The organism is Pseudomonas sp. MYb193 (assembly GCF_002966775.1).
In the GTDB taxonomy this organism is placed as follows: domain Bacteria; phylum Pseudomonadota; class Gammaproteobacteria; order Pseudomonadales; family Pseudomonadaceae; genus Aquipseudomonas; species Aquipseudomonas paracarnis.
Window position 1 is genome coordinate 798,364 of sequence record NZ_CP023269.1, and the last position, 26,730, is coordinate 825,093.

At 60.9% G+C, this 26,730-nt stretch carries 21 protein-coding genes, 1 tRNA gene and 2 pseudogenes; 11 read left to right on the forward strand and 13 right to left on the reverse strand.

Translation table 11 applies throughout. The features are described 5' to 3' along the window. Nucleotides 1-17 precede the first annotated feature (17 nt). Nucleotides 18-1,718, reverse strand: a complete 1,701-nt coding sequence (gene acpA / locus CLM72_RS03490) for an acid phosphatase (RefSeq protein WP_105225640.1) — start codon at nt 1,716-1,718, stop codon at nt 18-20. 155 nt (nt 1,719-1,873) lie between these two features. Here acpA and CLM72_RS03495 point away from each other — a divergent pair, with 155 nt between their 5' ends. Together CLM72_RS03495 and CLM72_RS03500 are read left to right on the forward strand one after the other, a co-directional pair. Further along, on the forward strand, nt 1,874-2,164 hold the full coding sequence (locus CLM72_RS03495) for a nucleotidyltransferase family protein (RefSeq protein WP_032893707.1): 291 nt from the start codon (nt 1,874-1,876) through the stop codon (nt 2,162-2,164). Beyond that, on the forward strand, nt 2,161-2,502 hold the full coding sequence (locus CLM72_RS03500; protein ID WP_105225641.1) for a DUF86 domain-containing protein: 342 nt from the start codon (nt 2,161-2,163) through the stop codon (nt 2,500-2,502). Before CLM72_RS03495 ends, CLM72_RS03500 begins: the two co-directional genes overlap by 4 nt. Nucleotides 2,503-2,540: 38 nt before the next feature. Here CLM72_RS03500 and CLM72_RS03505 read toward each other — a convergent pair whose 3' ends face one another. Beyond that, the gene (locus CLM72_RS03505) at nt 2,541-3,959 is read right to left on the reverse strand and encodes a short-chain fatty acid transporter (protein WP_003188294.1); all 1,419 of its coding nucleotides are present in this window, start codon (nt 3,957-3,959) and stop codon (nt 2,541-2,543) included. Between the two features lie 186 nt (nt 3,960-4,145). On the opposite strand from CLM72_RS03505, the gene CLM72_RS03510 reads away from it, so the two are divergent. Further along, complete coding sequence (locus CLM72_RS03510; protein ID WP_105225642.1) at nt 4,146-5,435, forward strand: MFS transporter; 1,290 nt, start codon at nt 4,146-4,148, stop codon at nt 5,433-5,435. A gap of 3 nt (nt 5,436-5,438) precedes the next feature. Here the strand turns inward: CLM72_RS03510 and CLM72_RS03515 are convergent, their stop codons facing one another. Beyond that, a complete protein-coding gene (locus tag CLM72_RS03515) occupies nt 5,439-6,809 on the reverse strand; it encodes a gluconate:H+ symporter (RefSeq protein WP_105225643.1) in 1,371 nt (456 codons plus the stop codon). Nucleotides 6,810-7,026: 217 nt separating this feature from the next. On the opposite strand from CLM72_RS03515, the gene CLM72_RS03520 reads away from it, so the two are divergent. The 4 genes from CLM72_RS03520 to CLM72_RS03535 all read left to right on the forward strand — a co-directional run bounded on the left by CLM72_RS03520 (nt 7,027) and on the right by CLM72_RS03535 (nt 13,556). Then, nucleotides 7,027-7,932, forward strand: a complete 906-nt coding sequence (locus CLM72_RS03520; protein ID WP_105225644.1) for a cation diffusion facilitator family transporter — start codon at nt 7,027-7,029, stop codon at nt 7,930-7,932. 109 nt (nt 7,933-8,041) lie between these two features. Next, nucleotides 8,042-9,268, forward strand: a complete 1,227-nt coding sequence (locus CLM72_RS03525) for a TolC family protein (protein WP_105225645.1) — start codon at nt 8,042-8,044, stop codon at nt 9,266-9,268. 19 nt (nt 9,269-9,287) lie between these two features. Beyond that, nucleotides 9,288-10,394 (forward strand): efflux RND transporter periplasmic adaptor subunit, encoded by a 1,107-nt coding sequence (locus CLM72_RS03530; protein WP_096144137.1) that lies wholly within the window; start codon nt 9,288-9,290, stop codon nt 10,392-10,394. A gap of 18 nt (nt 10,395-10,412) precedes the next feature. Further along, nucleotides 10,413-13,556 (forward strand): CusA/CzcA family heavy metal efflux RND transporter, encoded by a 3,144-nt coding sequence (locus CLM72_RS03535; RefSeq protein WP_105225646.1) that lies wholly within the window; start codon nt 10,413-10,415, stop codon nt 13,554-13,556. A 58-nt stretch (nt 13,557-13,614) separates the two neighbouring features. Here the strand turns inward: CLM72_RS03535 and CLM72_RS03540 are convergent, their stop codons facing one another. From CLM72_RS03540 to CLM72_RS03550, 3 genes are all read right to left on the reverse strand, one after another. Continuing rightward, a complete protein-coding gene (locus CLM72_RS03540; protein WP_105225647.1) occupies nt 13,615-15,075 on the reverse strand; it encodes a heavy metal sensor histidine kinase in 1,461 nt (486 codons plus the stop codon). Next, a complete protein-coding gene (locus tag CLM72_RS03545; protein ID WP_105225648.1) occupies nt 15,072-15,746 on the reverse strand; it encodes a heavy metal response regulator transcription factor in 675 nt (224 codons plus the stop codon). The genes CLM72_RS03540 and CLM72_RS03545 overlap by 4 nt, the downstream gene beginning before the upstream one ends. 336 nt (nt 15,747-16,082) lie before the next feature. Then, a complete protein-coding gene (locus CLM72_RS03550) occupies nt 16,083-17,402 on the reverse strand; it encodes an OprD family porin (RefSeq protein WP_105225649.1) in 1,320 nt (439 codons plus the stop codon). 226 nt (nt 17,403-17,628) lie between these two features. Here CLM72_RS03550 and CLM72_RS03555 point away from each other — a divergent pair, with 226 nt between their 5' ends. The 3 genes and pseudogenes from CLM72_RS03555 to CLM72_RS29505 form a co-directional block, all read left to right on the forward strand. Then, nucleotides 17,629-17,961, forward strand: a complete 333-nt coding sequence (locus CLM72_RS03555; protein WP_014716799.1) for a DUF2790 domain-containing protein — start codon at nt 17,629-17,631, stop codon at nt 17,959-17,961. A 186-nt stretch (nt 17,962-18,147) separates the two neighbouring features. Beyond that, nucleotides 18,148-18,834 (forward strand): annotated as a pseudogene (locus CLM72_RS29500) (PAS domain-containing protein); the annotation flags it as partial. 108 nt (nt 18,835-18,942) lie between these two features. After that, nucleotides 18,943-19,374: pseudogene (locus tag CLM72_RS29505) on the forward strand (methyl-accepting chemotaxis protein); the annotation flags it as partial. Between the two features lie 692 nt (nt 19,375-20,066). Here CLM72_RS29505 and CLM72_RS03565 read toward each other — a convergent pair. Beyond that, nucleotides 20,067-20,876 (reverse strand): AraC family transcriptional regulator, encoded by an 810-nt coding sequence (locus CLM72_RS03565; protein ID WP_105225651.1) that lies wholly within the window; start codon nt 20,874-20,876, stop codon nt 20,067-20,069. A gap of 162 nt (nt 20,877-21,038) precedes the next feature. On the opposite strand from CLM72_RS03565, the gene ddlA reads away from it, so the two are divergent. Next, nucleotides 21,039-22,136 carry a D-alanine--D-alanine ligase gene (ddlA, locus tag CLM72_RS03570; RefSeq protein WP_105225652.1) on the forward strand — a complete coding sequence of 366 codons (1,098 nt, stop codon included), beginning with the start codon at nt 21,039-21,041 and terminating at the stop codon, nt 22,134-22,136. A gap of 22 nt (nt 22,137-22,158) precedes the next feature. Here the strand turns inward: ddlA and CLM72_RS03575 are convergent, their stop codons facing one another. From CLM72_RS03575 to CLM72_RS03600, 6 genes are all read right to left on the reverse strand, one after another. Beyond that, nucleotides 22,159-22,473 (reverse strand): DNA-binding transcriptional regulator, encoded by a 315-nt coding sequence (locus CLM72_RS03575; RefSeq protein WP_089041410.1) that lies wholly within the window; start codon nt 22,471-22,473, stop codon nt 22,159-22,161. Then, nucleotides 22,460-22,702 carry a hypothetical protein gene (locus CLM72_RS03580; RefSeq protein WP_197986766.1) on the reverse strand — a complete coding sequence of 81 codons (243 nt, stop codon included), beginning with the start codon at nt 22,700-22,702 and terminating at the stop codon, nt 22,460-22,462. The genes CLM72_RS03575 and CLM72_RS03580 overlap by 14 nt, the downstream gene beginning before the upstream one ends. 272 nt (nt 22,703-22,974) lie before the next feature. Continuing rightward, complete coding sequence (gene ggt / locus CLM72_RS03585) at nt 22,975-24,804, reverse strand: gamma-glutamyltransferase (protein ID WP_105225653.1); 1,830 nt, start codon at nt 24,802-24,804, stop codon at nt 22,975-22,977. A 40-nt stretch (nt 24,805-24,844) separates the two neighbouring features. Beyond that, entirely contained in the window at nt 24,845-25,624 is a 780-nt protein-coding gene (locus tag CLM72_RS03590) for a PhzF family phenazine biosynthesis protein (protein WP_105225654.1), read from the reverse strand. A 127-nt stretch (nt 25,625-25,751) separates the two neighbouring features. Further along, nucleotides 25,752-25,828 (reverse strand) — tRNA-Met (locus CLM72_RS03595). 235 nt (nt 25,829-26,063) lie between these two features. Continuing rightward, on the reverse strand, nt 26,064-26,615 hold the full coding sequence (locus CLM72_RS03600) for an RNA polymerase sigma factor (RefSeq protein ID WP_054897146.1): 552 nt from the start codon (nt 26,613-26,615) through the stop codon (nt 26,064-26,066). Between the last annotated feature and the right edge of the window lie 115 nt (nt 26,616-26,730).

A 26,730-nucleotide genomic window follows, 5' to 3' on the forward strand; every position in this document is an offset into this window, starting at 1 on the left:
TCGTTATTGGATAAGCCCTACAGGCTGAACTGCAAGGCATTGCTCAGATCGCCCATGGGTTTCTGGCCGCGCGCGATCATCGCGTCATCGCGCTGCTTGAGGCCGTCCAGGGTTTCCAACTGGAACACCCGGGTGATCAAACGCAGGATCGATGCCGTGTCGTACACCGTATGGTCCACCGTGCCTTTGCGGGCAAACGGCGACACCACCAGCGCCGGAACCCGCGAGCCCGGGCCCCAGCGGTCACCCTGGGGCGGCGCCACGTGGTCCCACCAGCCGCCGTTTTCATCCACGGTCACCACCACCACCATGTTTTTCCACTGCGGGCTTTCTTGCAGCACCTTCAAGGCGCGGGCGATATGGCGGTCGCCCGAGGCTACATCGGCATAGCCGGCGTGCATGTTCAGGTTGCCCTGAGGTTTGTAGAAACTTACCGCGGGCAGCTTGCCGGCCTGGGCGTCGGCGAAGAACCGGTTGGTACTCGACTCATCGCCCAAACCGCCGTCACGCAGGCGCCTGGCACGTTCTGCCGGGTTTTGCGGCCCTTGCTGCTTGAAGTAATTGAACGGCTGGTGGTGGTACTGGAAATTCGGAATCTTGGGGATGCCGCCGGAGTCCTTGAACTGCTCCAGGGTGGCTTGCCACGCACCGGCGTACCAGGCCCAGTCGATGTTCTTCTTCGACAGCTTGTCGCCAATATGCTCGTGGGTTTGCGGCACCAGCACATTGGGCAGGTCGGGCTTGGAATAATCCGGGTTTTGCGGGTCGCGGATCCAGGTGGGCCAGTAGGGTGGGGCCAGGGTGTTTACGCCGTAACCATCGGGTGTCAGTGCGCTGGGGCCGAATTGCGGCGGGCCGGTCATGGCGCTGGCCGGTGACGTGTCCAAGGGCTTTAGGCGCGTGCCGCTGGGGTCATCGCTTTGCAGCGTGGCGATCTGCGCCTTGGCCACCGACTGCGCGGCATTGGGATAAAACGGCGCGGTGGCGCTGATCAGGTACTGGTGGTTAAGGAACGAGCCACCAAACGCGCCCTGGAAGAAGTTATCGCACAGCACAAACTCCTTGGCCACGTCCCACAGGCGCAGGGCATAACGGCTTTGGGCGTAATGGCCCATCACCAGCCCTCCGGAATCGCCCCAGGCGACAAAACCATCATTCTTGCCGCCGTTGATCTGCATCTGGTTCTGGTAGAACACGTGCCATAGGTCGCGGGTCACCAGGCTCAATGGCAGGTCTTCGCCCTGCGGGCCTTTGAGGGCGAACGGCGCGTTGGGCAGGTTTTGCTGGAATTGCACTTCGCTGGGGTAAGTCACCCCGTCCACCGTTTGTGGGCCGACCTGCAACACACCGCCCCAGCTCGGGGGCAGGGCAGGCAATACGCTGCCATCGCGGTCGCGCTGCTGGAAGTCCTTGGCGGTTAACGCCGACAGCGGTTTCTCTACCCCGGGGAAATCTGCGAACAGGTTGTTGAAACTGCGGTTCTCGGCGTAAATCACCACCACGGTTTTCACCTGCTCGCGCAGCGCCTTGTCCAGTTCCTGGGGCGTGAGCGGCCGCGTCACGGGTGTGCTCGGTGTTTCGCTGGTATTGCCGCAGGCACTCAAAGTCGCACCCACCCCCAACACCGCCGCACCGCCGAGGAAGCGCCGGCGGCTGGTGTCTACCGGCGTTTTGGGGGCGCAGTCGTGGGCAGGGTGGTCGTTGTGCTCGTCACTCATTGCGAGGAATCCTTGGCGAGATGTTGCAAGATATTTCGCAGGACGGTAGCAATGGAATGTGACGGAACAAAGACAGGCGTGTGATGGGCGGGGCGTGTCTACACGGCTCAAGCGCTGCTAGACTGCCCTTCTAATGCACATCACTGAGGTGAGTCGTGAGACCTTCAACTGCACTTGATCTGCAACGAACGGCTGTACGAGAAGTGGTCGGACGTTTCCGTATTTCCAATCCCAGAGTATTTGGGTCGGTACTGATGGGGACTGACCAAGAAGGCAGTGATCTTGATTTGCTGGTAGACGCGCCGCCGGGCACAACCCTCTTTGATCTTGGTGGGTTGCAGGTCGAGCTTGAGGACTTGCTCGGCGTTAATGTCGACCTGCTTACGCCTGGCGACTTGCCTTTGAAGTTTCGCGATAAAGTGCTAGCGGAGGCCCGGCCAGTATGACGGAAAGTCGGCTAGGGGATTATCTGGAGCACATAAGGCAAGCTGCCACTGACGCGATCACTTTTGTAGAGGGCTTGAGCAAAGAAGAGTTTTTGGAAGACCGGCGAACACAACAAGCTGTGGTCATGAGCCTGATCATCATTGGTGAAGCGTCGACGAAAATCATGGATCAGCATCCGGACTTCGCGGCACGCCATTTACATATTCCTTGGCGCAATATGCGAGCGATGCGCAACCGAATCGCTCATGGTTACTTCGATATCAACTTGGATGTCGTTTGGGACACGATACAGAGTGCATTACCTGATCTATTGGCACGCCTTCCTGTAAATCCTTGACCGCAACTGTTCTACCAACAGTTGCGGTCACTCGTTATTCAGGGCATCACAGGCGGCAGATACTTCAACGTCGTCCCCAACGCCCACAACAAGAACAACACCAGCGGCGTGTGCACCAGCAACTGCACAAACGAAAACCCGATCAGATCCCGCGCCTTCAGCCCCAGCACACCCAGCAACGGCAACATATAAAACGGGTTGATCAAGTTCGGCAGCGCCTCGGCGGCGTTGTAGATCTGCACCGCCCAGCCCAGGTGGTATTGCAGGTCATTGGCCACTTGCATCACATACGGCGCTTCGATGATCCACTTGCCGCCACCCGAGGGGATGAAGAAGCCCAGCACTGCCGAGTACACACCCATCAGCAGGGCGTAGGTGTCGTGGGAGGCGATGGAGGTGAAGAACGTCGAGATATGGTGCGCCAGGGTCTGGCCGTCGCCGCCCTTTACCACCGTCATCAGTGCGGCAATCGAGCCGTACAGCGGGAACTGGATCAGCACGCCGGTGGTGGTCGGCACCGCTCGGGCCACGGCATCGAGGAAGCTGCGCGGGCGCCAGTGCAGCAGCGCGCCCACCATGATGAACAGGAAGTTATAGGTATTGAGCCCCGAGATGGCGCTGATCGCCGGCTTGGTCGAGAACTCATGGAACAGCCAGCCGGCCGCCAGCAACGCCAGCAGAATCGTCAGCAACGGGCTGTGTTCCAGCCATTCACCGGGGCGCGTCGGCGCCTGCGGCTTGGGCAGGTTGAAGGCCGGGTCAATGCCGCAGGCCTTGGCATCCCGGGCGCTGTTGGGGCCAGGCGCGGTGGCGTAGGCGATGATCAGCGACACTACGATCAGCGCCAGCAACAGCACGCCGGATTGCCACAAAAAAATAGTCTCGGTGAACGGGATCATGCCGGTGATCGACAGAATCGACGGCGGCAAGCTGGCCGGGTTGGCCTGCAACTGCGCGGCCGACGACGACAGCCCCAGCGCCCATACGGCCCCCAGGCCCAGGTACGCTGCAGCGCCAGCGGCACGGTAGTCCATGCGCAAATCCGTGCGCCGGGCCAATGCCCGCACCAGCAAACCGCCGAACACCAGGGACAGGCCCCAGTTAAGCAACGACGCCACCATGGAAATCAACGCCACCCAGGCCACAGCCGAACGGCCATTCTTGGGAATGCGCGCCAGACGGTCGATCAACTTCACTGCCGGCGGTGAACTGGCGACCACGTAACCGCCGATCACCACAAAGGCCATCTGCATGGTGAACGGAATCAGGCTCCAGAACCCATCGCCAAATGCCTTGGCCGCTTCGGCCGGTGCGGCGCCCATGCCCAGGGTCGCCACGGCGACGATGATCACGGCGAGGGCGGCAAACACCCAGGAGTCAGGAAACCAGCGCTCGGCGAAGTTGGAGCAACGCAGGGCAAATCGGGCATAGCGGCTGTCTTCGATAGCATCGGCCATAAGTCTTTCCTCTTGTAGTTATTATGGGGTTTGGCAGTTTTACGGCATGTTCCTCTACGGCCATTGATTTGGGAATGTTGTTATCTTCAACGATCAATGAGTAAAACAAATATATCCGTCACGATTGCCATCGATGGGCTCAGCTCATAACCTGCACGCCATTTTGTTTGCCTGCCGAGCCTGCACATGACTGCCACCTTTTCCCCACGGGCGCAGCGTTTTTCCCGCTCCGACTACAAAACCCTGGGCCTGGCTGCCCTCGGCGGCGCCCTGGAAATCTACGACTTCATTATCTTCGTGTTTTTTGCGCTGACCCTCAGCCAACTGTTCTTCCCGCCGGAAATGCCCGAGTGGCTGCGCCTGTTGCAAAGCTTCGGCATTTTCGTCACCGGCTACCTCGCCCGTCCACTGGGCGGCATCCTGATGGCGCACTTTGCCGACCACCTGGGGCGCAAGCGCGTCTTCAGCTTGAGCATCCTCATGATGGCCTTGCCCTGCCTGCTGATCGGCGTCATGCCGACCTACGCGCAAATTGGCTATTTCGCCCCGCTGATCCTGCTGGCGCTGCGCGTGCTGCAAGGCGCAGCGGTGGGCGGCGAAGTGCCCAGCGCCTGGACTTTCGTCGCCGAGCACGCGCCGCGTCACCATCGTGGCTATGCCTTGGGTTTTTTGCAGGCCGGCCTGACCTTCGGTTACCTGCTGGGGGCACTGACCGCCACCTTGCTCGCGCAAATCTTTACCCCCGCCGAAATCCTCGACTACGCCTGGCGCTTCCCCTTCCTGCTCGGCGGCGTATTCGGTGTGATCGGCGTATGGCTGCGCCGCTGGCTCAGCGAGACCCCAGTGTTCCTGGAGATGCAGGCGCGTCGCCAGGCCGCCGCCGAAATGCCCTTGCGCACCGTGCTGCGCGACCATCGCGCCGTGCTGCTGCCGGCGATGATCCTCACCTGCGTGCTGACGTCTGCCGTGGTAGTGCTGGTGGTCATCACCCCGACCATGATGCAGAAAACCTTCGGCATGAGCCCCAGCCACACCTTTGCCCTGAGCGCCCTGGGCATCGTCTTCCTGAATATCGGCTGCGTGCTCGCCGGCCTGCTGGTGGACCGCATCGGCGCGTGGCGCGCCGTATTGGTCTACAGCCTGTTGCTGCCGGTGGGCATTGCGCTGCTGTACGCCAGCCTGATCGCCGGCGGTGTGTGGCTCGGCGCGGCGTATGCCGTGGCGGGCCTGAGTTGCGGCGTGGTGGGCGCGGTGCCGTCGGTGATGGTCGGGCTGTTTCCGGCGCAGGTGCGGGTGTCGGGCATTTCCTTCACCTACAACATCGCCTATGCGCTGTGGGCAAGTACTACGCCGTTGTTGTTGATCGCGCTGATGCCGACCAGTCCGTGGATCTGCGTGGGGTATTGCGTGGTGATGGGGGCGGTGGGGGTGGCGAGTGTGGCGCTGTTTGGCAAGCGCCACAGCCTGGCCGCCTGAGGATCAGGTCAGGAAGTGCCAGAGCAGCAAGGTCCCCACCAACCCAACCACCGAAACAATCGTCTGCAACACCGACCACACCCAGATCGTCTGCTTCAACTGCAAGCCAAAGTACTCACGCACCATCCAGAACCCGGCGTCGTTGACGTGGCAGAAGAACACCGAGCCGGCGCCAATCGCAAGGGCGACCAATGAGCTTTGCGTTGCCGCCAACCCGGCCATCATCGGCGCGAGGATGCCGGCGGTTGTGGTGGTGGCGACGGTGGCCGAGCCGGTGGCCTGGCGCAGGGCCACGGCGATCAGCCAGGCCAGCAGCAGGTAGGGCATGTGCGCGCCTTCGGCGACTTTGCTGATGGTCTGGCTGACGCCGGCGTCCAGCAGGGTTTGCTTGAGGCCGCCGCCGGCGCCGATGGTCAGCAGTAGTACGGCGATGGGCGCCAGGGCTTTGCGCAGGGTGTTGCCGACGTCGGCGCGTGGCATGCCCGCCGCCCAACCCAGGCAGACGACCGCGGCGATTACGGCCAGGCCGAGGGCGACCAGGGGTTCACCGAGGAACTTCAAGGCCAGGGCGAGGGTGCTTTCCGGCGCCAACGCGACTTTAGCCAAGGTGCTGCCGAGCATCAGGATTACCGGCAACAGAATGATCAGCAGCGACACACCGAAGCTCGGCTGGCGCGGGGCCTTGGGCGGTGCGCTGAACAAGGCGCCGATATCGGCCGGCTCATCCACGTGCAGGCGCTTGGACAGCCAGTTGCCATACAGCGGCCCGGCCAGGATCACTGCCGGCACCGCCAGGCAAAAGCCCAGCAACATGGTCAGGCCCAGGTCGGCGTGCAATGCGCCTACGGCAATCAGCGGCCCAGGGTGAGGTGGCATCAAGGCATGCAGGGTGGTCATGCCCGCCAGTGCAGGGATGGCGATCTTCAGCAACGGCTGGTTCGAACGCTTGGCCATCACAAAGATGATCGGCACCATCATCACCAGGCCCACTTCGAAGAACAGCGGCAGGCCGATCACCATGGCGACCAACGCCATCACCCAGGGCAATGACTTGCCTTTGCCCAGCCCGAGCAACGTGGTGGCAATACGGTCGGCCGCGCCGGATTCGGCCATCAGCGCGCCGAGCATCGCACCCAGGGCAATGATGATCCCGGCTTCCCCGAGAATCGCCCCGGCGCCTTTACTGAACGCCTTTGCCACTTCTTCCGGTGGTAGGCCGGCGCCGACCCCGGCGATAAAGGTGCCGATCAGAATCGACAGGAAGGGCGGCAGTTTGGTCGCGCTGATCAGCACAATGATGCTGGCGATCGCCAACAGGACGCAGAGCATGAGGCGGGTGTCGTGAACCATCCACGCGGCAGTCGATAACTCCAAGACGGAACTCCTTATCGAGCAGGTTGGCTAATATGTTTCTTTTTGTTTCGGCCCGAAAAGCATACCTGATAGCGCTCCCCCAACGCGTGCATGAACGATTTTGGTGCGCCCGAAGCTAACGACCCTCTGGCGCTCAGATGACAATTTTGCAAACCATGCCCGTGGATCTGGCCTATAGCTCTATGATCCGCCCCATCCCAACCCACGAGGACATTTCATGAGCGCAGGACACAGCCACGCCCAGGTACGCGCCGGCCACGAACGCAAGTTATGGATCGCACTGGGGCTGACCGGCAGCTTCATGCTGGCCGAAGTCATCGGCGCTTTTATCACCGGCAGCCTGGCGCTGTTGTCGGACGCGGCGCACATGATGACCGACGCCCTGGCCCTGGCGATTTCCCTGGTGGCGATCCAGGTCGCCAAGCGCCCGGCAGACCGCAAGCGTACCTTCGGTTATGCGCGCTTCGAGATCCTGGCGGCCGCCTTCAACGCATTGCTGTTGTTCGCCGTGGCGTTCTACATCTTGTACGAGGCTTACCAGAGGCTGCAGGCGCCCGCCGAAATCCAGTCCACCGGCATGCTGGTGATTGCGCTGCTGGGGCTGGTGGTCAACCTGATCTCCATGCGTCTGCTCAGCGCTGCCAGTGGCGAGAGCCTCAACGTCAAGGGTGCCTACCTGGAAGTCTGGAGCGACATGCTGGGCTCCGTCGGCGTGATCATTGCCGCGCTGGTGATCATGTTCACCGGCTGGGGTTGGGTTGACTCCGTGGTCGCGGCCGCCATCGGCTTTTGGGTATTGCCGCGCACCTGGACGTTGCTCAAGGCGAGCATGAACATCCTGCTGCAAGGTGTGCCAGAAGGTGTGGATATCGAGCAGGTAGAGCAGGGCATTCGCGGCGTGCCTGGGGTCAAGGACGTACACGACCTGCATATCTGGGCCCTCACCAGTGGCAAGAACGTGCTGAGTACGCACCTGGTCGCGGATGCGTCCCAAGGCAGCGAGCAACAGATCCTCAGCCGAGTGACGGAATTACTGCACGAACAATTCGATATTTCCCATGCCACGATCCAGGTCGAGGGCGAGGGTTTTCAACATGACGATCACGACGAAGTGCATGCCTGAGCCTGGCTAACGGATTTGTAATCTTTCGCCCACGGCCCTGATAAGTACCGAAAGCTACATTGCCCCCGCTGGGAAACCTCAGCGACTTCATGGGCGTGGAACTCTCGTTATGGCAATTTTTGTTAGAACACTGTTGGGGGCGGCGGCATTGGTAGTGTGGATATCCGCAAACGCCGCCCAGGCACAACCCCTCACCCTCGATGCAGCCTTGCAAACCGCCTTCGCCAACAACCCGGACCTGGCGGCCGCACAATGGGAAATCGACATCGCCCAAGGCGGCCGCCAACAGGCCGGCCTGATCCCCAACCCGGTGGCCTCCTGGGACGCCGAAGACACCCGCCGCAACAGCCGCACCACCAGCATCAAGCTCAGCCAGACCCTGGAACTGGGCGGCAAACGCGGTGCGCGTATCGAAGTGGCCACCCGCGCCCAGGATGCCGCCGCGCTGACCCTGGAGCAGCGTCGCAACCTGTTGCGCGCCGAGGTCATCGACAGCTACTACGGCGCCCTGCGCGCCCAGGAACGCCTTGACCTGGCGCAACGCTCCATGACGCTTGCCGAGCGCGGCCTGGTGGTCGCCAACGGGCGCGTCACCGCTGGCAAGTCGTCACCCGTGGAAGCCACCCGCGCCCAGGTGCAGGTGTCGCAAATCCGCCTGGAATTGAACCGCGCCCAGATCGGCCTCACTGACGCCTACCGTCGCCTCGCCACCAGCACCGGCAGCGCCGCCACCGACTTCCAGGCCGTCGCCACGCCAAGCCCCTCGGTACCGGCGTTACCCGCCGCCGCGCCATTGCTGGCACGCCTTGAGCAAACGGCCGAATTGCGCCTGGCCGAACTCAACATTGTGCAGAACGAAGCCAGCGTGGGCCTGGAAAAAGCCCAGCGCATTCCGGACCTGGACGTGTCTATCGGCAGCCAATACGACGCCAGTGTGCGCGAGCGGGTGAACCTGGTGGGCGTGTCGATGCCGATCCCGCTGTTCAACCGAAACCAGGGCAACATCCTCGCGGCCACCCGACGCGCCGACCAGGCCCGCGACCTACGCAACGCCGCCGAGCTGCGCCTGCGCACCGAAACCCGCCAGGCCCTGGACCTGTGGCAAACGGCAAATACCGAAGTGCGCGCGTTCAACCAGCAGATCCTGCCCGCCGCACAAAGTGCGGTAGACAGCGCCACCCGTGGCTTCGAGATGGGCAAGTTCAACTTCCTCGACGTGCTCGACGCCCAGCGCACCTTGATCGCGGCCCGCACCCAATACCTTGCGGCCACCGCCCAGGCCACCGAGGCCTGGGTACGCATCGAACGCATTTACGGCGACCTCGCCCGCTTTTGATTTTTCCTGGAGTCTCCTGATGAACAAAAAACATGGCATGGCGCTCGCCGTCGCCCTGGGCCTGATGCTTTCCGGCTTCGCCCACGCCGAGGAAGAAGAAGGCAAGCTCGAACTCACCGAGCAGCAGATTCAAGCCGCCGGCATCCAGTTGGCCCAGGCGCAACCGCGTGCCATCAGCACCGTGCTGACGCTGCCGGGCGAGGTGCGTTTTGATGAAGACCGTACTTCCCACATCGTGCCCCGTGCGGCGGGCGTGGTGGAGGCGGTGAAGGTCAACCTGGGCCAGTCGGTGAAGAAGGGCGAGCTGTTGGCGGTGATCGCCAGCCAGCAGATTTCCGACCAGCGCAGCGAATTGGCCGCCAGCGAGCGCCGAGTCGAACTGGCGCGCACCACCTTCCAGCGCGAGCGTCAGTTGTGGCAGGACAAAATTTCTGCCGAACAGGATTACCTGCTGGCGCGGCAGACCCTGCAAGAAGCCGAAATCGCCCTGAACAATGCGCGGCAAAAAATGACTGCGCTCAGCGGCAGCGCCGTATTGGCCGGCGGCAATCGCTATGAACTGCGTGCGCCCTTCGCCGGTGTGGTGGTGGAAAAACACCTGGGGGTGGGCGAGGTGGTCAGTGAAACCAGTAATGCCTTTACCCTCTCGGATCTGTCCCAGGTGTGGGTCACCTTCGGCGTATTTCCCAAGGACTTGAACAAGGTTCGCGTGGGCAAACCGGTGAAAGTCAGCTCGACGGAAATGGGCACCGAAGTGCTGGGCACCGTGGCTTATGTGGGCAACTTGCTCGGTGAGCAGACGCGCACCGCCACCGTGCGCGTGACGGTCCCCAACCCCGATGACGCCTGGCGCCCGGGCTTGTTCGTGGCCGTGCAAGTGGCCACCGATACCTACCAGGCCAAGGTGGCCGTGCCGCAAACCGCTATCCAGACCGTCGAGGACAAACCCTCGGTGTTTGTGCGCACCGCGGACGGCTTTATCACCCGCCATCTTGAACTGGGCGTCAGTGAAAACGGCTACGTCGAAGTGCGTAAAGGCCTGGAGGCCGGCGCGCAGGTGGCGACGGCTGGCAGCTTCATCCTCAAGTCCGAACTGGGCAAAGGCTCGGCCGAACACGCCCATTGATCCTGCGAGTGATTCCCCATGTTTGAGCGCCTTATCCAATTCGCCATCGAGCAGCGCATCATCGTGTTGCTGGCGGTGCTGTTGATGGCCGGTGTCGGCATCGCCAGCTATCAGAAACTACCCATCGACGCGGTGCCTGACATCACCAACGTACAGGTGCAGATCAACTCGGCGGCGGCCGGTTTTTCGCCGCTGGAAACCGAGCAGCGCGTCACCTTTCCCATCGAAACCGCCATGGCCGGCCTGCCGGGCCTGCAGCAGACGCGATCGCTGTCGCGTTCCGGTCTGTCCCAGGTCACGGTGATCTTCAAGGACGGTACCGACCTGTTCTTTGCCCGCCAATTGGTCAACGAACGCCTGCAAGTGGCCCGTGAGCAATTGCCTGACGGCATCGAAACCGCGATGGGGCCGATTTCCACTGGCCTTGGGGAAATTTTCCTGTGGACCGTCGAAGCCGAGGACGGTGTGCGCAAGGAGGACGGTACGCCTTACACCCCCACCGACCTGCGGGTGATCCAGGACTGGATCATCAAACCGCAGTTGCGCAACGTGCCAGGCGTGGCCGAGATCAATACCATCGGCGGCTTCGCCAAGGAATATCAGATTGCGCCAGACCCCAAGCGCCTGGCCGCTTACAACCTGACCCTCAACGATCTGGTCACGGCGCTGGAGCGCAACAACGCCAACGTCGGCGCCGGTTACATCGAGCGCAGCGGCGAACAGTTGTTGATCCGCGCGCCGGGCCAGGTGGCGTCTATCGACGACATCGCCAACATTGTCATCACCTCCTCGGAGGGCACGCCGATCCGCGTGCGCAATGTGGCCCGGGTCGACATTGGTCGTGAGCTGCGTACCGGCGCTGCCACCGAAAACGGCCGTGAGGTGGTGCTGGGCACGGTGTTCATGTTGATCGGCGAGAACAGCCGCAGCGTGTCCCAGGCGGTGGCGAAAAAGCTTGAGGAGATCAACCGCTCGCTGCCCGAAGGCGTGGTGGCGGTCACTGTTTACGACCGCACCAACCTGGTGGAAAAAGCCATCGCCACGGTGAAGAAAAACCTCTTCGAAGGTGCGTTGCTGGTGGTGGCGGTGTTGTTCCTGTTTCTGGGCAACATCCGTGCGGCGCTGATCACGGCGATGGTGATTCCGCTGGCGATGCTGTTTACCTTCACCGGCATGTTCACCAACAAAGTCAGCGCCAACCTGATGAGCCTGGGCGCGCTGGACTTCGGCATTATCGTTGACGGTGCGGTGGTGATCGTCGAGAACGCCATCCGCCGCCTGGCCCACGCGCAGCAGCGCCACGGCCGGTTGCTGACCCGCAGTGAACGCCTGCACGAAGTGTTCGCCGCGGCCAAGGAGGCGCGACGCGCGTTGATCTTCGGGCAGTTGATCATCATGGTGGTGTACCTGCCGATCTTCGCTCTCACGGGCGTGGCCGGAAAGATGTTCCACCCCATGGCCTTCACGGTGGTGATTGCCTTGCTCGGCGCGATGATTTTGTCGGTGACCTTCGTACCGGCGGCGATTGCGTTGTTTGTCACCGGCAAGGTCAAGGAAGAAGAAAACTTCGTCATGCGCAGTGCGCGCCGGGTGTATGACCCGGTGCTCAACTGGGTGATGGTGCGTCGGCCCCTGGTGTTCGGCCTCGCCGCATTGACCATCGTCGTCTCGGGCCTGGTCGCCAGCCGCATGGGCAGTGAATTTATCCCCAGCCTCAGCGAAGGCGACTTTGCCCAACAGGCGCTGCGTGTGCCTGGCACCAGCCTGACCCAATCGGTGCAGATGCAGCAGCAACTGGAAAAAACCTTACTGGCCCAAGTGCCGGAAATCGAGCGGGTGTTTGCGCGCACCGGTACGGCGGAAATTGCGTCCGACCCGATGCCGCCGAATATCTCCGACAGCTACGTGATGCTCAAACCCAAGGACCAATGGCCAGACCCGAAGAAGTCCCGCGAGGCAATTATCGCTGACATCCAACGGGCCAGCGCGATTGTGCCGGGCAGCGTGTATGAGCTGTCGCAGCCGATCCAGTTGCGCTTCAACGAGCTGATTTCCGGAGTGCGCAGCGATGTGGCGGTGAAGGTGTTCGGCGATGATATGGCGGTGCTCAACCAGACTGCCGGGGAAATCGCCGAGACCTTGCAGAAGCTCAACGGCGCCTCGGAAGTGAAGGTGGAACAGACCTCCGGCCTGCCGGTGCTGACCATCAATATTGACCGCGACAAGGCCGCTCGCTTCGGCCTGAATGTGGGTGATGTGCAGGACACCATCGCCGTCGCTGTCGGTGGGCGCCAGGCCGGTACGCTGTACGAGGGTGATCGGCGTTTTGACATGGTGGTGCGCTTGTCCGACACGTTGCGCACCGATATCGACGGCTTGTCACGGCTGTTGATCCCGGTGCCGGCGCTGGCGAGTAGTACCTCGGGGCAGTTGGGCTTTATCGCCTTGTCCCAGGTTGCCAGCCTCGACCTGGTGCTGGGCCCCAACCAGATCAGCCGCGAGAACGGCAAGCGCCTGGTGATCGTCAGCGCCAACGTGCGCGGGCGCGATATCGGCTCGTTTGTCGAGGAGGCCGAAGCCGCCATCACCACCCAGGTGAAAGTCCCTGCCGGTTACTGGACCACCTGGGGCGGCCAGTTCGAACAGTTGAAGGAGGCTTCCGAACGCTTGCGCATCGTGGTGCCGGTAGCGTTGCTGTTGGTGTTCGGGTTGCTGTTCATGATGTTCAACAACCTCAAGGATGGGCTGCTGGTGTTTACCGGCATCCCCTTCGCGCTCACCGGCGGGATCATGGCCTTGTGGCTGCGTGATATTCCGCTGTCGATTTCGGCGGGGGTGGGCTTTATCGCCTTGTCGGGCGTGGCGGTGCTTAATGGCCTGGTGATGATCGCCTTCATCCGAAACCTGCGCGAGGAAGGCCGCTCGTTATCGGTGGCGATCCACGAAGGCGCGTTGACCCGCTTGCGCCCGGTGCTGATGACCGCGCTGGTGGCGTCCCTCGGGTTTATCCCCATGGCACTCGCCACCGGCACCGGCGCCGAAGTGCAGCGTCCATTGGCGACGGTGGTGATTGGCGGGATTATTTCTTCGACCTTGCTGACATTGCTGGTGCTGCCGGCGTTGTATCAGTGGGCTCATCGCCGCGAAGAAGAGCCCGCCTGACAACCGTGAAAACGCCGCAACCCCCTGTGGGAGCGGGCTTGCTCGCGAATGCGCCGGGTCAGTCGATACCTTTGCTGACTGATACACCGCCTTCGCGAGCAAGCCCGCTCCCACAGGGGGACAGCGGTGCTTCCAGCGTCAGGGGAAAGGCCAGGCTGAACCGCGTAAAACGCCCAGGCTGGCTGGTGACATGAGCATGCCCCTGATGCAAATGCATGATCGATTTCACGATGGCCAGTCCCAGCCCGGTGCCGCCCTCGGCACGGGTACGGCTGCTGTCGGCGCGGTAGAAACGTTCGAACAGGTGCGGCAGGTGGTGCGCTTCAATGCCTCGCCCCGGGTTGCCCACCGACAGCGATACGCTCTGCTCGTAGGTCTCCACCAACAGCAACACGGTAGAGGCCTCGGGTGTGTGGCGAATGGCATTGGAGAGCAAGTTGGAAATCGCCCGCTGGATCATCAGGCGGTCGCCGGTCACCCAGGCATCGCCGCGCAGGCTCAGGGTGACGCCTTTATCTTCGGCACTCAGGGCAAACAACTCCATCACCCGCTGGGCTTCCTGCGCCAGGGACACCTCGGTGAATGAGGCCCGCGCCGCCGGGTGGCTGACCTGCGCCAGAAACAGCATGTCGCTGACAATCCGCGCCAGGCGTTCGAGCTCTTCGGTGTTGGATTCCAGCACCGCCTTGTATTCCTGCGGCGGGCGCTGGCGCGACAGGGTCAACTGGGCCTTGCCCATCAGGTTGGTCAAGGGCGCGCGCAGTTCGTGGGCCAGGTCATCGGAGAATTGCGAGAGTTGCTGCACACCGGCATCCAGGCGGTCGAGCATCACGTTGATGCCGTGGGCGAGTTCACCCAGTTCGTGGGGCAGGTTGTCCACGGACAAGCGATGGGTGAGGTCTTGGGTGGTGACTTTCGCCGCCACCTGGCTGAACTGCTTCAACGGTGCCAGGCCCCGTTGCACCAGCCACCATGCGCCCATGCCAATCAGTATCAGCAGTAGCGGCAGCGCAACGAGCGTGGCGCGCAGGTAGGCACTGAGCAATGCCTGGTCGTCCATGCGGTCCAGGGATAGCAGCACCCGCACACGTTCACCGTTGGCCAGGCGCATCAAGCTGGAGGCACTGAGTACCTGGTTGCCGTAGCTGTCGACCCAATTGAGGTAGCCCAGGGTTTCCCGTGGCTTGAAGTCGGTGAGCAGTGGTTCCTGGGGCTTGCTGCCGACGTTCAGCAGCACGCTGTTATCGGGTGCGGTGCCGACGATGGTCAGGTGGAAATTGTCGTGGCCGATCACCAGGTCCATCAGCGAGTGCGGGCGGGCGCGGATGGCATGGGCGTCCAGGCCCAGGGCCAGGCTGTGCTGGATCTGTTCCATCTTGCTTTCCAGGTTTTTTCGCGCGAGTTTTTCCAGCTCATGGGTGAGGGCCAGGTAGGCCAGGGTCGCCAGCAGCAACACCAGGCCCGCGCCCATCAGGCTGACCGTCAAGCCCAGGCGCATCGACAGGCTGCCGGTCTTCATGGGCGCGCTTCCAGCACGTAGCCCACGCCGCGAATCGTGTGGATCAGCTTGACCTCGCTCTGGTCATCCACCTTGGCGCGCAGGCGGCTGATGGAGACTTCGACCACGTTGGTGTCGCAGTCGAAATTCATGTCCCACACCAGGGAAATAATCTGCGTACGGGTCAGCACTTCGCCGGCCTGGCGCATCAGCACTTGCAACAGCGCGAACTCCTTGGTGGTCAGGTCGATGCGCCGGGCGCCGCGATAAGCGCGGTGGCGGCGCGGGTCCAGTTCCAGGTCCGAGACGCGGAACACTTCCGGCTGTGGAATGTGCTCGCTGCGACGCATCAGGGTGCGCACGCGGGCCAGCAGTTCGGGAAACTCGAACGGCTTGACCAGATAATCGTCGGCGCCCATGTCCAGGCCCTTGATCTTGTCAGCCAGCCGGCCACGGGCGGTGAGCATCATCACGCGCTGGGTGCCGTTGCGGCGCAATTGTTCCAGTACTTGCCAGCCATCCTTGCCCGGCAGGTTCACGTCCAGAATCACCAGTTCATAGGCGTGTTGCCCGGCCAGGTGCAGGCCGTCGACGCCATTGGCGGCGCAGTCGACCACGTAGCCACTTTCGTTCAGGCCCTGTTGCAGGTAGTCGGCGGTTTTCTGCTCGTCTTCAACCACAAGAATACGCATGGGGTTACCTCTTGAATTAGGGGAGAGAAGGCGCCCATGTCCCTATGGCGGCGGTTTCGGAAGTGGGAAAAGTCTGAAGGCTGAAGTAACTCTAGGGTCAACTGCGACCGTCGGTCGCACCGCGCTGCAGGCAAAAAAAACGCCCCAAGCGGGGCGTTAAAAATTCATCTCTTTCCAAAGGAGCTACACAAAAGCTTCAGAGATGAATGTGCTCGGGTGAATAAGTTGAAGCGAGTATAGAAAGTTCCACTTAACGAGAAGCTGAGGCCAATATTACAATTTTGATAACTGGCTATTTGTGAACAGATGTTAGTTAATCGCGAGCGAATGTAAGGGCTACAGCACGACCAATGGGTATTCGGCAATCAGACGAACTTCCTCCAGGTCTGATTCAAACGTACTGGAGCGCACGGTGGCCTGGCGCAAGCGCAGGGACAAATCCTTCAAACGCCCACTTTGCACCACGTACTTGGCCTCGATATCCCGTTCCCAACGGCGTTGATCGGTCAACGGGTTACCTGCTGCATCGCGGCGCATATACACGGCATTGGCGTTGCTATAGTCGGCGCCGGTGCCTTTGCCGTAGCGGGTCATGAACGACAGGCCGGGAATGCCGAACGCCTGCATGTCCAGGTCGTAGCGCAGCATCCATGAGCGCTCCTTGGGGGCGTTGAAGTCGCTGTACTGGATCGAGTTATTGAGGAAGATCGAGTCTGATTGGCGCAGGTAGTCGAAGTCATCGTCGCCGTTGTTACGCTGGTGCGACACGGCCACGCTGTGGGCACCGACCTTGACCCCGAGCCTGGCGCTCCAGATGTTGTTGTCGAACTCGCCGAGCCGTTTCTCGCCTTCGTCCACGGCCTTGTAGTAGTTGAAGTCGCCGAACAATGACACGTCGTCGGTCAATGCGTAATTGGCATTGCTGCCGAAGTAGTACTGGTCCCAGGCGTCCTTCAAGCGGCTGCTGTACAGGCTAAAGCCCAGATGGCTGTTGAGCTGGTAGTCACCGCCGAAGTAGGCGATCCAGGGCGAGTCGACCTTGCCTGCATAGAAGGTGGCAAAGCCTTTGTTCATGCCGCTTTCACTGGGCTGGCTCATGCCGCTCAGGCGCCCGCCTTGCAGGCTCAAGCCTTCCAGGCTGGTGTTTTGCAGGGTGACGCCGCGAAAGCTCTCGGGCAACAGGCGAGAGTCGCCGTAGGCCACCACCGGGGTGAGTGGGAACACGTCGCCGGCCTTGACCACAGTGTCCAGCACGCGCAGTTTCGCCGCGCCGCCGATTTTGCTGTAGCTGTTTTCCGGCTGGTTGTCGCTGTTCACCGGCAGCACGCCGAACGAGCCTTTGCCGCCGCTGCGGCCGCTGCCCGAGTCAAGTGTAAGGCCGTACATGGCGAATGCGTCCAGGCCAAAACCCACGGTGCCCTGGGTAAAACCGGATTCGAATTTGCCTATAAAGCCCTGGGCCCAGGCTTCGGAGTAACCATTGCCAGTGGGGCTGGACTGGCCTTTGCGGTCATCGCGGTTGAAGTAGAAATTGCGTGCCAGCACGTTGATACGGCTGCCCTCGATAAAACCCTCGGGTGTGTCTTCCACCGCCACCGCGGCCAGGGGCAACGCGGCCATCAATGAAAAGGGAAGGGTGTAATGACGAATGCTCATGATGCGCTCCTCGGTGATGGCAGTTATCAGCTTCTTATAGAGGCGGGCGTTTTTATTGATATGGCCCTGGCTGATAGTTGCAAACGGTGGGTAACAGCCGCATGGCGCGAAGATTACAATTCTGGAAACTAACGGCCATCTAACAAATAAGTAATATTCTAGTGAACCTGCCGTCAGGGTGGGTTGGTTAATCTCGACACTGAACTTTTCAGTCGAGGAAACCGCGATGAACTTTTATAAAGCAGGTTTGGCTGTATTAACGGCTGTGTTGTCATTTGGCGCACTGGCCGAAGGGGGCGGGGATCGCACTTTTGCCCTGATGATGGAGCGCAATGAGAAGGCCATGGCAGCGTACGCCATCAAAAAAGGCAAGCCGGTGCCTGAGGTCCAGGCGTACCGCTATGGCATGGACCTGGACATTGCCAAGGTCGTCAACGTGACGCCGCCGATCCGCTCGTGCAACGCCGTGCCGTCGCGCATGACCTATGAAGACTCCAGCGGCAAGCTCAATACCCTGGAATATCAGGTCATGGGCGTATGCCGTAACAATGGCGGTTGAAAATATAGTTCGGCCCAGGGCTCAAGCGCTCTTCAGAAAACCCCGACAGCGCCGATGCAAGTAAGTACACCCACCTCACTTGCCTAACGGTGCCCCATGTTCAATACCCGCCTGAAGCAGGAGCTGACCGCTCTGCGCGAAGAATTGTCGAGCTTGCTCCAGGTGAAAGAGAGCCTGGAAAACGAGATGCTCTGCCTGACACTGGACCCTGAAGGCCGTGTGGAGTGGGCCAATGCCAACTTCCTGCAGGAACTGGCTTATTCGCTGGGCGAGATTGTCGGGCGTGCTATCGAAGACCTGGTGCCGACACATGTGCGCCAGGACGAGTTCCAACTGCGTTTCAAGCACGCGCTGGCCCGCGGCGAACACTTTGCCGGCGCCGTACGCCTGATGCGCGGCAATGGCAAGGAAGCCTGGTTGCGCTCAATCGTGCAGCCGGTGCGCAGTTCGGAGGGGCGCATCAAGCAGTTTTCGATTTTTTCCAGCGACCTTACCCGCACCATCGAGAGCTCGCGTGAACATGAAAACCTGATCACTGCACTGATGCGTTCCACCGCGTTGATCGAGTTCGACCTGGAGGGGCATGTACTCACCGCCAATGACCGCTTCCTCGGCGCCATGGGATACAGCCTGGCGCAGATCGAAGGCAAGCATCACCGTATGTTCTGTGAGCCACAGGAATACAACAGTGCCGAATACCAACAGTTCTGGAAGCGCCTGAACGCCGGTGAGTTCGTCGCCGCGCGCTTCAAACGTGTGGACAGCCACGGCCGCCTGGTGTGGTTGGAGGCCACCTACAACCCGGTGCTGGACGCCAATGAGCGGCTGTACAAAGTGGTCAAGTTCGCCACGGTCATTACCGACCAGGTCAACCGCGAGCAGGCAGTGGCCGAGGCCGCCAATATTGCCTACAGCACCTCTTTGCAAACCGACGACAGCGCCCAGCGCGGCACCACCGTGGTCACCCAGGCCGTGGACGTGATGCGCGACCTGGCCCAGCACATGCAACAGGCCGGTGAAGGCATCGAGGCGTTGAATGCCCAGTCCCAAGTGATCGGCAGCATCGTCAAGACCATCAGCGGCATTGCCGAGCAAACCAACCTGCTGGCGCTCAACGCCGCCATCGAAGCGGCGCGTGCCGGTGAACAGGGGCGTGGCTTTGCGGTGGTGGCCGATGAAGTAAGGCAATTGGCGTCACGTACCAGCAAAGCCACCGAGGAAATTGTTGGTGTGGTGCGCCAGAACCAGGACATGGCCCGCGACGCGGTGGCCTTGATGGCCGACGGTCGTGCGCAAGCCGAGCAGGGCCTGGCCCTGGCGGCCGAGGCGGGTACCGTGATCGTCGAGATTCAGGACGGTGCGCAGAAGGTGGTGAGTGCGGTCGGGCAGTTTGCCAATCAGCTGTCGAGCTAAAGAGAACGTTCGGACGCCAAACCCGCTTTTGAATACAACAGTGCCCAATTGTGGGAGCTGGCTTGCCTGCGATGGCCATAGGTATCTACACAACTTCGGCACGACGCTAAATCTGTGGCGAGGGAGCTTGCTCCCGTGACGGCCTGGCAGCCGACACAGATATAACTGATGCCCCGCGATCCAATGTGGGAGCTGGCTTGCCTGCGAAGACGGCCTGACAGTCAACACAGTTGGACCGTGTACATATCCATTGCTGCGGTAACGGCCACTTAGGGTTCCGCCCTGACGGCGGCTCACTTTCGAAAAGCCGGAATGCCGGCCCAGACAAAAGTAAGCAAAGCGCTCTTGCCCCACCACTCGGCACCTCGCTTAGGCTCGGTGTGCCCGTAATCCGCCAGTGATTTGGGGGGCCGCCGCCACGCGCCATCCATGGCGCGGGGCGGCTAAACCGGCATCCCTGCCGGTTTACCCCCCAAATCCCTGTCGAATTCCGGCCAGCGTGGTTTAACGGGGCGCCTAAGATCAAAAGCAGATCAAGAGCGGCTCGCTTCGCATCGTGGTTACCGTTGAGCTAACAGAGTTATGTAGATACCTATGCTGCGATGGCATCACCTCGGTGTATCTGATGTACCGAGGTGTTTGCATCGCAGGCAAGCCAGCTCCCACAGTTTGAACGTATTCCAACCCGGCACTCAGCGTCCGAGCATTTTCACCCAGCGCGATGGCGGCATGCCGTAGGTGCTGCGAAATTGGCGGGTCATGTGGCTTTGGTCGGTGAAGCCTGCGGTCATCGCCGCATCCACCAACGATTGGCCCTGGGCCAACAAGTGGCGCACCAGGTCCAGTCGGCGCATGGTCAGGTAGCGGTAGGGGCTGGTGCCGAATAACAAACGAAAATCCCGCGATAACGCCCACCGGTCGCGGCCGGCGTGGTCGGCAATTTCATCCAGGGTGATGCTGCGGCCCAGGGCGCTGTGGATGAATTCACGGGCGCGTTCGGCCGCGATGTAGTCGAAGGATTTACGGCGGATGATGGCCCCGGACGCAGCGCTCAGCGCGTGGGCCAGGTCGAACAGGGCATCTTGCTCTTGCATCGGGTCTATCGGGCAATCCAGGCTTTGTAGCAACACTTCGCTGGCGCGGTGCAGCCGTGGGTCGGTGGACAAGCCGCCGGGGATAAACGGCAACGGTTGCCCACCGAGGATCTGCTGGATCAACGCCGGCTCCACATAAATCATCCGGTACTTGAAACCTTCTTCGCTGCCGGCACGGCCGTCATGGGTTTCATCGGGGTGGATCACCATGGTGGTGCCGGGCAGGCTGTGGGTTGTGCCGCCGCGATAATGAAAACTCTGTACGCCGAACAACGTGCGCCCGATGGCGTACGTGTCATGGCGATGAGGGTCGAAGGCGAAGCCGGCAAAGTACGCCTCGATACGGTCAAGGCCACTGGCGTGGGGCGCGCGGTGCAGCCAGTCGAGGGAGTGGATGGGGTTGCCCATGGTGACTTGTCACAAAAGGAAGTGGAAACACGTTAACTGAGTCTGCACCGGTTGTCTGCTGGGGTCTTGTACGATTGTGCAGGTGTGGGGCAATGCACATCGGGTAGCGAATCGCTAACCACCCATGGTAAGAAGCCTTACTTTCAATAGTGAGGTCGGGTCATGAGCAAGGTGCGGGTAGGGATTATTTTTGGGGGCCGTTCGGCTGAGCATGAAGTCTCGCTGCAATCGGCGCGCAACATTGTCGATGCCCTTGATCGCTCACGCTTCGAGCCGGTTTTGATCGGTATCGACAAGGCCGGTCACTGGCACCTTAATGACACCTCGAACTTCCTGCTCAACCAGGAAAACCCGGCACTCATCGCCCTCAATCAGTCCAACCGTGAATTGGCCGTGGTGCCCGGCAAGGCCAACCAGCAAGTGGTGGAAACCTCCGGGCAGGGCATGCTGGAACACATCGACGTGATCTTCCCGATTGTTCACGGCACTCTCGGTGAAGACGGTTGCCTGCAAGGCTTGCTGCGCATGGCGGACTTGCCCTTCGTCGGTTCCGACGTGCTCGGCTCGGCGGTGTGCATGGACAAAGACATCAGCAAGCGCTTGCTGCGCGACGCGGGTATTGCGGTCACGCCGTTCATCACCCTTACGCGAGCTAATGTGGCGCGCACCTCGTTTGAAACGGCCGCTGGCAAGCTCGGTGTGCCGATGTTCGTCAAGCCTGCCAACCAGGGTTCGTCGGTGGGGGTAAGCAAAGTCGGCAGCGAAGCCGAGTACCGCGCTGCCGTTGAACTGGCGTTGGGGTTTGATGAGAAGGTGCTGGTGGAGTCCGCCGTCCAGGGCCGTGAGATCGAATGCGCCGTGCTGGGCAATGACGAGCCCATCGCCAGCGGTTGTGGCGAGATCGTGGTGAGCAGTGGTTTCTATTCCTACGACAGCAAATACATCGATGGCCAGGCTGCTCAGGTGGTGGTGCCGGCGGCGATCAGTCACGAAGCCAGCGAACGGATTCGCAGCCTGGCCATTGCGGCGTTTGAAGTGTTGGGCTGCGCCGGGTTGGCGCGGGTGGATGTGTTCCTGACGCAGGACGGCGAAGTGCTGATCAACGAGATCAACTCACTGCCCGGTTTTACCCGCATCAGCATGTACCCCAAGCTGTGGCAGGCGGCAGGCATGAGCTACAGCGAACTTGTCAGCCGGTTGATCGAGCTGGCGCTGGAGCGGCATGCGGGGCGCAAAGGGTTGAAGATCAGCCGCCAGTGATTGGTCCGAACCAGTAACGCCATCAGGCGTTACTGAGCACTTCGCGAAAAACGTCCGGCCTTATGGCTGCAATATGCAGTAGCGAGCGTGCTGCTCCGGAAGGTGAGCGACGCCCTTGCTCCCATTCTTGAAGGGTTCTTACTGACACGCCCAGAAGCTCGGCAAATTTTGGTTGTGAGAGCCCTGTCTTGCTTCTTGCTTCGGCAGCTTGAGTGACCTCAACGTGCTGCACTGCACCGTAACGTCCCGCTTTGACATCCTGAATGGCTGTCAGTAGTTCTTCGCCTATATTGCGTTTGGCGTCACGTTCCTTCAGTTCTTTATCAGTGAGTGGCATGGTTCATTTCCTTTGCGATTTTGTACAGGATATGTGCCGGAATATTCTCCGTGGCGCTCTTGCCATAAATCAGTAGCGCGACGACTGCTCCGCACTCCAGTTGTGTGGTGTAGATGACCCGCACTGATCCACTTTTACCCCGGCCCTCCATGCTCCAGCGTATCTTTCGGCAACCTCCCGAGCGCGGAATGACATTTCCAGCATCAGGATGGCTGGCGAGAAACGCCATGAAGATACCTTTTTCATCTTCAGTCCAATAGTCAGGCCATTGCCTGCTGAAGAGAGGGGATTCTATGAGAGTGAACACGCGAAATTCTACGTCTTTGACGTAGCCTCTGGCAAGAAAGAGCGGGCCAGAAAATCGCAGGTGAGATGGGGCTGCTCAAGAAGGTTTTTATCGCAAAAGATGACATGGCACTTTGAGTTTTGGCGCTCCGCGTAGGATTTAAGGCGTAAGGTTGCAGGTCTTTTTTTATAAGCCTGTACGGATAGATCAACACCTTAATCACCCAACGCCTCACCTTCACGCCGAGGATCAGCGCCACCACTGAGCGTCACCTTGCCCTGGGCATCCCGTGTGCGCACGATGGCCTGCACGCCGCTGGTCATCTCGATCTCGCTCAGGGCGTGGCCCTTGTCCTTGAGCGCCTGTTTCAGCGCCGGGCTGAACAGCCCAGTTTCCAACTCGGTAGCACCATTGCGACTGCCAAAGTTGGGCAGGCTGATGGCCGCCTGCGGGTCGAGCTTCCAGTCGAGCATGGCCACCAGGGATTTACTCACGTACTCGATGATCTGCGAGCCGCCGGGGGAGCCGACGGTAGCCAGCAGTTCGCCTGTCTTGCGGTCGAACACCAGGGTCGGCGCCATGGCCGAGCGTGGGCGTTTACCCGGTTGTACGCGGTTGGCCACAGGCTGGCCGTTTTCTGCGGGGATGAACGAGAAGTCGGTCATCTGGTTGTTGAGCAAAAAGCCCTGGACCATCACGTGAGAGCCGAATGCTGCTTCAACCGTGGTGGTCATCGACACGGCGCCGCCCTGGTCGTCCACCGCCACCACCTGTGAGGTGGAGATGCGCAGCGGCGAGCGGTCTGGTGCGTACGCCACCTGAATACCGGCGGGTTGGCCGGGCTTGGCGATGCCCATGCTGCGCTCGCCGATCAGCGTGGCGCGTTGTGCCAGGTAACCTGGCGCGACAAGACCGGTAACCGGGACGGGGGTGAAGTCTGCATCGGCCACGTACAGCGCGCGGTCGGCAAAGGCCAGGCGCCCGGCTTCGGCGAGCAGGTGCACGGCCTCGGGTGTCGGCTCAAGCCCGGCCGGCGAAACACTCTTGACCGGTGTCATGGGGGCGATGGCCAGGCGCGGGTCGCGGGTTTCCAGCGCCTGCAATGTCCCCAGGATCTGCGCCACGGCAATCCCGCCCGAGGACGGCGGTGGCATGCCGCAGACCTTCCATTGTTTGTAGTCGGTGCACAGCGGTGCGCGCTGCTTGGCGGCGTAGCCCTTGAGGTCGGCCTGGGACAGGCTGCCGGCATTGCGATGGCCCTGTACCTTGCGTGCGATTTCATCGGCAATCGGGCCTTGGTACAGCGCATCCGGCCCTTCCTTGGCGATGCGCTTGAACACCGCGGCCAGTGCCGGGTTTTTCAATCGTGTACCGGTGGCTTTTGGCGAGCCGTCGGCATTCAGGAAGTACGCCGCCATGTCGGGTGATTGCGCGATAAAGCGGTCAGCGGCGATCAAGCTGTGCAAGCGTGGGGAAATGGCAAAGCCTTGCTCCGACAGGCGAATCGCCGGCTCGAACAGCTTGGCCCATTGCAGGTGGCCGCTCTTTTTGTGCGCCATCTCCAAGGCGCGCAGTACGCCCGGCGTGCCCACCGAGCGCCCGCCAATCTGCGCATCCGTGAACGCCATCGGCGTACCGTCGGCCTTCAGGAACAGACGCTCTGTCGCCCCGGCCGGTGCTGTTTCGCGGCCGTCATAAGCCTGCACCTGTTGTCCATCCCATAGCATGATGAACGCACCGCCGCCGATGCCGGACGACTGCGGTTCCACCAGAGTCAATACCGCTTGCATGGCAATCGCCGCATCAATGGCTGAACCGCCTTGACGCAGCATTTCACGCCCGGCTTCAGCGGCCAGTGGGTTGGCGGCGGCGGCCATATGGCGCTCGGCGTGGCGGGTGCTCAGGTCGGTGCGATAGCCCGAGCCCAGCTCTGGCGCCGCAGGCTGTTCGTTGACGGGCGTGTGGCAGGCTGCGAGGGCCAGGGTTGCGGCGATGACTGTCAGGCTGCGGCGGGAAATCAAAAACACGCGCTGAACTCCGTTCATGTTGAGAGGGGGCTGTGGTCCTTGGGCTACTGCGTTTTTTTTACAGGTAAATCGTGCCTTGCATGTACAGCACGGCCTTGCCGGAAATAATCACCCGGTCACCCTGGAGTTCACAGCGCAACTGGCCCTTACGCTGGCCGCCTTGTTCGGCGCTCAATTGCGACTTGCCCAGGCGCTCGGCCCAGAACGGTGCCAGCGAGGTGTGCGCCGAGCCGGTAACCGGGTCTTCATTGACGCCCACATTCGGGCCGAACCAGCGCGAGACAAAATCAAACCGCGTGCTCTTGGCGGTAACCGCAATGCCGCGTTTAGGCAGGCCCTTGAGTCGCGCAAAGTCCGGTGCCAGGGCCGCTACCTGCGCTTCATCCTCCACCAGAACTATATAGTCGTCGGTGCCAAACACCTCGGCGGATTCAAGCCCCAGGGCACTCAACATGCTGTGGGGCGGCTCACAGCGTTCAGGTTTCTTTGCCGGAAAATCCATCGCCAGCTCATCGCCGTTGCGCGTTACCCGCAACTCGCCGCTACGGGTGGCAAAGCGCAGAACCTGCGGGGCGTCCGCCAACTTGTGGATCAATACCCACGCGGCGGCCAACGTGGCATGGCCGCACAGGTCCACCTCAACTTCCGGCGTGAGCCAGCGCAACTCATAGAACTCGCCACGGGGTACAAAGAATGCGGTTTCCGAAAGATTATTCTCGGCCGCAATCTGCTGCAGTTGCGCGTCGGGCAGCCACTCGGTGAGCGGGCACACTGCTGCCGGGTTGCCGCCGAAGGGATGGTGGCTGAAAGCGTCGACTTGGTAGATGTCCAGTTGCATCGGGGCACTCCGTGTTTAGGGGAGGCTGGACACTAACAGTGGGGTAGGGGGGCGTCAAAATACAGTTAGGGAGTTTTTTGCGCGCATAAAAAAACGGCCTACCTTTCGGTAAGCCGTTTTTAGTACTTGGTGGCTACACAGGGACTTGAACCCCGGACCCCAGCATTATGAATGCTATGCTCTAACCAACTGAGCTATGTAGCCAAGTGGCGCGCATTATTCGCTTGGAACGGCAATGCGTCAAGCGTTTTTGTAGAATTTTTTTCTACGCTTTCAACTGTTTAAGCCAAAGCACTGGTTTTGGCGACGGGCGGTGACGAATGCGCTGTGGATGAGGGGCGTGGAAGCGCTTGGCGTCTTCGAAGGTTTACTCGCAGGCCATGTCCGACAGTGTTGGGCAGATATCCCTGTCGCCCAACACTGGACTGGCTAACTCAACTTACCGATGCAGTGGGGGGTGGGTGACGCGCTTGAGCTGTTCGCGGGCCCGTGACAAGCGCGAGCGCACGGTGCCGATAGGAATGTCCAGTACGTCGGCGGTGTCCTGGTAACTGCCGTCGGTTTCCAGCGAGGCGTAAAGTGTTCTGCGCATCTCGGTCGGCAAGTGGTCAATCGCACTCAGGGTATTTTCCAAGCGCCGGTTGACTTCGAACTCCCAGTCCAGGCTGTGGTTTTCTTCATGGCCATGCCACAGCGACTCGTCGAATTCGCAATGCGCAGGCTTGGCATACAGGCGTCGGAAGTGATTGCGGATCAGGTTCTGCGCGATGCCGCACATCCAGGTACTGAGTGTCGCGGTACCACTGAAACGTTCGCGATTGCGCCAGGCCTCCAGGTAAGTCAATTGCAAAAGATCATCCGCGTCTTCCGGGTTCAGGACCCGTTTGTGAATGAAACGGCGAAGTTTTTTCTGTTGATCGTCTGTCAGATGGAGCATGAATTGAGGCGAACTGCCACCAAGGTGAACGAGGGCTTCAATAGGGATATTCATGATTTTTCCTTAAGGTAGACGCAGTCGAAATAGTTTCGGCGGCTACCTCTTTTGCACTGCCTGTGCCAAAGGAGAATTATCATGTAACTATCTGATTTATATAAATAAATACGTT